Source organism: Promineifilum sp. (SeqCode) (assembly GCF_041918635.1).
In the GTDB taxonomy this organism is placed as follows: domain Bacteria; phylum Chloroflexota; class Anaerolineae; order Promineifilales; family Promineifilaceae; genus Promineifilum.
The window spans coordinates 1-1,526 of the sequence record NZ_JAYRVJ010000378.1 but is presented as its reverse complement, the minus strand read 5'-3'; the positions used below and the strand labels follow the sequence as shown (position 1 = coordinate 1,526).

Sequence of the window (1,526 nt, the reverse complement as noted above, 5' to 3'; positions counted from 1 at the left end):
GCCGTCGGGCCGGCCAACCCCTCGCCATCGTCCTGCAAGCCGCGCAGGTAAGCCGCGCCCAGTTCCGTCACCGCCGCCGTGCCGTCGCCGAACGCCTCATAGGCCCGGCCCCAGCGCACGTCCTGGACGACCGACACCATCGGCGCGAAGTCCCAGCGGATGCCGGTGGCGGCGCACTCAACGGCCGTGGCCCGCGCCACACGCCGCGCCAATTCCGGGTCGCCGGCCGCGCCCAGGCTGACCAGGTGGGGGAAGATGGTCGCGCCGCGTACGTTGTTGTGGCCGTGAACGGCGTCTACGCCATAGAGCAGCGGGATGCCCAGCCGGCTGCCGAGCGCCTCCTCCTGGAAGGCGCGCACCATCTCGGCCCAGGCGGCGGGGGTGTTGGGTTCCGGGTTGCCGCCGCCGCCGCTGAGCACGCTGCCCAGCCCCAGCGCGGCCACGTCGCCCGGCCGCAGGCTGTTCTTCTCGACCTGGGTCATCTGGCCGATCTTCTCGGCCGTCGTCATGCGGCCCAAGAGGGCCTCTACGAACGCTTCGTGTGTCATGAATGCTCCTATGTTGCCTCTTAAGAAATGGCTACGGGTACACACGGACGATACGGATTAAGAATGGATGCAGTCTTTCACTCCATGTGATCAATCCGTCTTCTTCCGTCGATATCCGTAGCCATTTCTTACAGCTCCAAATGGGACGCGATGACGCGGATTGGGGACGCTGATCGGCGCTGATAAGAAACAACTTACCGGGAATCGGGTTCGGGATCCGCCTTGGGCTGCCCGGCGGCGCGCTGCCGCTCGACGGCCTCCAGGATGATGTTGACCGCCTTCTCGACCGAGTCAGTGGGCGACCAGAGGTGGATATCCTTCTGGCCGATGGTGCCCTGGGTCACCAGCGTCTCGCGCATGAAGTCGGCCATCGGCCGCCAGAACGACTTGCCCATCGAGATGAGCGGGAAGTCCTCGATCTTGTCCGTCTGCATCAGCGTCACCGTCTCGAACGCCTCATCCAGCGTGCCAAAGCCGCCGGGCAGGACGACGAAGGCCGACGAGTACTTGACCAGCATCACCTTGCGCACGAAGAAGTGGTCGAACTCGATGAACAGATCGAGGTAGGGGTTGGGCTGCTGCTCGAAAGGCAACTTGATGTTGCAGCCGATGCTCAGGCCGCCGGCCTCCTTGGCCCCGCGGTTGGCCGCCTCCATGATGCCCGGCCCGCCGCCGGTCATGACCCCCAGCCCCGCCTCGGCCAGTTGCCGGCCCAGCGCCCGCGCCATGTCATAGTACGGCGTGCCCTCGCCCAGCCGCGCCGAGCCGAAGACGGTCACACACGGCCGGTCGATCTCCCCCAGCGTCTCGAAGCCCTGCAGGAACTCCAGAAAGTAGCGGATGGCGCTCTCCAGGTCTTTGCTCCGGTCACGCGGGCCGGTCAGGAAGCGCTTCTCCACCTCGGCCGCGTCCTGCACGAGCGATAGGTCTCTCTTGGATGGCATCATAGCCGGTATCTCCTCATGAAGAAGAATGATC

Annotated in this window: 2 protein-coding genes; both read right to left on the bottom strand. The window is 65.7% G+C overall.

Annotated elements, in window-relative coordinates:
* Positions 1-548 (bottom strand): glycoside hydrolase family 3 N-terminal domain-containing protein (locus ACE3UY_RS11970; RefSeq protein ID WP_374687752.1); only part of this gene is annotated, 548 nt, incomplete at its 3' end.
* A gap of 194 nt (positions 549-742) precedes the next feature.
* On the bottom strand, positions 743-1,495 hold the full coding sequence (locus ACE3UY_RS11965; RefSeq protein WP_374687751.1) for a TIGR00730 family Rossman fold protein: 753 nt from the start codon (positions 1,493-1,495) through the stop codon (positions 743-745).
* Between the last annotated feature and the right edge of the window lie 31 nt (positions 1,496-1,526).